Origin of the sequence: Acinetobacter lactucae (assembly GCF_013344765.1) — a bacterium.
Taxonomy (GTDB): Bacteria; Pseudomonadota; Gammaproteobacteria; order Pseudomonadales; family Moraxellaceae; genus Acinetobacter; species Acinetobacter lactucae_A.
Genome location: NZ_JABVBF010000226.1, coordinates 1 through 4,066, shown reverse-complemented (window position 1 = coordinate 4,066; position 4,066 = coordinate 1). Strand labels below are relative to the sequence as shown.

Here is a 4,066-nt window from a genome sequence, read left to right as displayed (position 1 = left end):
CTATTTTTATTTTTTTACTAAAATACAATAAGTTACATAAATCCCCACCCATCTATTTTATGACTATTTTTGAATCAAAAATATCAGCGAAACCGTCTAAACGGCTATTTTTCACGCAAGACTATTGTCATAAAATCGAATATTGGAGATGAAATATTTCAATATCATGATCATTTTATGAATATTTGATGAAAAAACACCCTCTTTTTGTTCGAAAACACTTTTTTTTACGACTAATTTACGGTGAACGATGGGTCGTCATAGATCATCTATTGCGCAACTATTCTGTTACAATAGCGCCGCATTTTTAAATTCGTACAATATCGGGGTTTTATATGTCCACGCTTGCCACCCTAAAAGCGCTTCTTGCCAAACGTATTCTGATTATTGATGGTGCAATGGGTACCATGATTCAGCGCCATAAATTGGAAGAAGCAGACTACCGTGGTGAGCGTTTTGCCGATTGGGCACATGACTTAAAAGGTAACAATGATCTTTTAGTTCTGACACAGCCTCAAATCATTCAAGGTATTCATGAAGCTTATCTGGATGCAGGTGCGGACATTATTGAAACCAATAGCTTTAACGGCACGCGTGTTTCAATGTCTGATTACCACATGGAAGATCTTGTTCCCGAGATTAACCGTGAAGCAGCACGTTTAGCTAAAGCGGCTTGTGAAAAGTATTCGACTCCAGATAAACCGCGCTTTGTAGCAGGTGTACTTGGGCCAACATCACGTACTTGTTCAATTTCACCTAATGTAAATGACCCTGCCTTTCGTAATATCACCTTTGATGAGCTAAAAGAAAACTATATTGAAGCGACTCATGCGCTGATTGAAGGCGGTGCAGACATCATTTTGATTGAAACCGTTTTCGATACCTTAAACTGTAAAGCAGCAATTTTTGCGGTTAAAGAAGTCTTTAAACAAATTGGTCACGAATTACCAATTATGATTTCAGGGACCATTACTGATGCATCAGGTCGTACCTTAACAGGTCAAACTGCTGAAGCTTTCTGGAACTCTGTACGTCATGGCGACTTGCTATCGATTGGTTTTAACTGTGCGCTTGGTGCAGATGCAATGCGTCCTCACGTAAAAACCATTTCTGATGTCGCAGATACGTTTGTTTCAGCACATCCAAATGCAGGTTTACCAAACGCATTTGGTGAATATGATGAAACGCCAGAGCAAACTGCGGCATTCTTAAAAGAATTTGCAGAAAGCGGCTTAATCAATATTACTGGTGGTTGCTGTGGTACAACGCCTGACCACATCCGTGCGATTGCCAATGCGGTAAAAGATATTGCACCTCGTCAAGTTCCTGAAACTGTACCGGCTTGTCGTTTAAGTGGTTTAGAACCATTTAATATTTATGATGACTCACTTTTCGTAAACGTGGGTGAACGTACCAACGTTACAGGTTCAAAAAAATTCTTACGCTTAATTCGTGAAGAAAACTTTGCCGAAGCTTTAGAAGTGGCACAGCAGCAAGTTGAAGCTGGCGCACAGATTATCGACATTAACATGGATGAAGGGATGCTCGATTCGCAAAACGCGATGGTGCATTTCTTAAATCTTGTAGCTTCCGAGCCAGATATTTCACGTGTGCCAATCATGATTGACTCATCAAAATGGGAAATCATTGAAGCTGGCTTAAAATGCGTACAAGGTAAACCCGTTGTTAACTCGATTTCATTAAAAGAAGGTTATGACGAGTTTGTCGAAAAAGCTCGCCTGTGCCGTCAATATGGTGCTGCGATTATTGTCATGGCATTTGACGAAAAAGGTCAGGCCGACACTGCTGAGCGCAAACGCGAAATCTGTAAACGTTCTTATGATGTATTGGTTAACGATGTAGGCTTCCCTGCTGAAGATATTATTTTTGACCCGAACGTGTTTGCAGTAGCAACAGGTATTGAAGAACACAATAACTATGGCGTCGACTTTATTGAGGCCACAGGTTGGATTAAACAAAACTTACCTCACGCCATGATTTCTGGTGGTGTATCGAACGTTTCGTTCTCATTCCGCGGTAATGAACCTGTTCGTGAAGCGATTCACTCTGTGTTCTTGTACCATGCCATCAAGCAAGGCATGACCATGGGTATTGTAAATGCTGGCCAAATGGCAATTTATGATGATATTCCAGCCGAGCTAAAAGAAGCAGTTGAAGATGTCATCTTAAATCAAAACCAAGGTGAATCTGGACAGGCTGCAACTGAAAAATTGCTTGAAGTGGCTGAAAAATACCGTGGGCAAGGCGGCGCTGCCAAAGAAGCCGAGAACCTTGGATGGCGTAATGAATCTGTAGAAAAACGTCTTGAATATGCTTTGGTCAAAGGCATTACCACTTACATTGATGAAGATACCGAAGAAGCTCGCCTCAAAGCCAAACGTCCTTTAGATGTAATCGAAGGCGCTTTGATGGACGGTATGAACGTGGTTGGTGACTTGTTCGGTTCGGGCAAAATGTTCTTACCACAGGTTGTGAAATCTGCACGTGTTATGAAGCAAGCTGTGGCTTGGCTTAACCCTTACATTGAAGCTGAAAAAACAGGTAGCCAATCTAAAGGTAAAGTCTTGATGGCAACTGTTAAAGGTGACGTACACGATATTGGTAAAAATATTGTAGGCGTGGTACTTGGCTGTAATGGTTATGACATTGTTGACCTTGGCGTGATGGTACCTTGTGAGAAAATCTTGCAAACTGCAATTGATGAAAAATGTGACATCATCGGTTTGTCAGGTCTGATCACACCGTCTTTAGATGAGATGGTATTCGTTGCGAAAGAAATGCAACGTAAAGGCTTTAATATTCCTTTATTAATTGGTGGCGCGACTACATCAAAAGCACACACAGCAGTAAAAATTGATCCTCAGTATCAAAACGATGCGGTGATTTATGTTGCCGATGCTTCACGTGCTGTAGGTGTTGCAACCACTCTCCTTTCGAAAGAAATGCGTGGAAACTTTATTGCAGAGCACCGTGCGGAATATGCCAAGATCCGTGAACGCTTAGCCAACAAACAGCCAAAAGCTGCAAAATTGACCTATGTTGAGTCAGTTGAAAACGGTTTTAAAATTGACGAAAGCTATGTACCACCAAAACCAAATCTTTTGGGAACACAAGTCCTCACCAACTACCCGCTTGCAACCCTTGTAGAGTATTTTGACTGGACACCATTCTTCATTTCTTGGAGCTTGGCAGGTAAATTCCCGAAAATTTTAGAAGATGAAGTGGTGGGTGAAGCGGCAACTGACCTTTACAACCAAGCACAAGCGATGTTGAAAGATATTATCGACAACAACCGTTTTGATGCTCGTGCTGTATTTGGTATGTTCCCTGCTCAGCGCACTGACGCCGACACAGTGAGCGTATTTGATGAAGCTGGTCAAACTGTTACGCATACTTTTGAGCACTTACGTCAGCAATCTGACAAAGTCACAGGGAAACCAAACTTGTCTTTAGCAGATTACATTCGTAATGACCGTGAGCAACAAGACTACTTAGGCGGATTCACTGTATCAATTTTTGGTGCAGAAGAACTGGCAAATGAGTATAAAGCCAAAGGTGATGACTACTCTGCAATTTTAGTTCAGTCACTAGCCGACCGTTTTGCTGAAGCCTTTGCAGAACACTTGCATGAACGCATTCGTAAAGAGTTCTGGGGCTATAAAGCTGATGAACAGCTTAGTAATGAAGAACTAATAAAAGAGAAATATGTCGGTATTCGCCCTGCACCGGGTTACCCTGCTTGCCCAGAGCACTCTGAAAAAGCAGTGTTATTTGACTGGTTAGGTTCTACAGACAAAATCGGTACTAAACTGACTGAGCACTTTGCAATGATGCCGCCATCTTCGGTAAGTGGTTTCTATTATTCTCATCCACAAAGTGAATACTTTAACGTAGGTAAAATATCTCAAGACCAACTTGAAGATTATGCAAAACGTAAAGGTTGGACACTGGATGAAGCGAAACGTTGGTTAGCGCCGAATTTAGATGATTCGATTGTTTAATTAATACTTTTATATTGATTCCCTCATACTCAAGGGAATCAATA

The 4,066-nt window shown here is 41.3% G+C and carries 1 protein-coding gene; it reads left to right on the top strand.

Features of this window, described 5'->3' with window-relative positions; translation table 11 throughout:
* Nucleotides 1-335: 335 nt before the first annotated feature.
* Nucleotides 336-4,022 carry a methionine synthase gene (gene metH, locus HUN22_RS15825; RefSeq protein WP_174731330.1) on the top strand — a complete coding sequence of 1,229 codons (3,687 nt, stop codon included), beginning with the start codon at nucleotides 336-338 and terminating at the stop codon, nucleotides 4,020-4,022.
* Nucleotides 4,023-4,066 lie beyond the last annotated feature (44 nt).

Excerpts from the sequence above, each read along its gene's own strand:
- metH (WP_174731330.1), top strand. The coding sequence starts at position 336 with ATGTCCACGCTTGCCACCCTAAAAGCGCTTCTTGCCAAACGTATTCTG.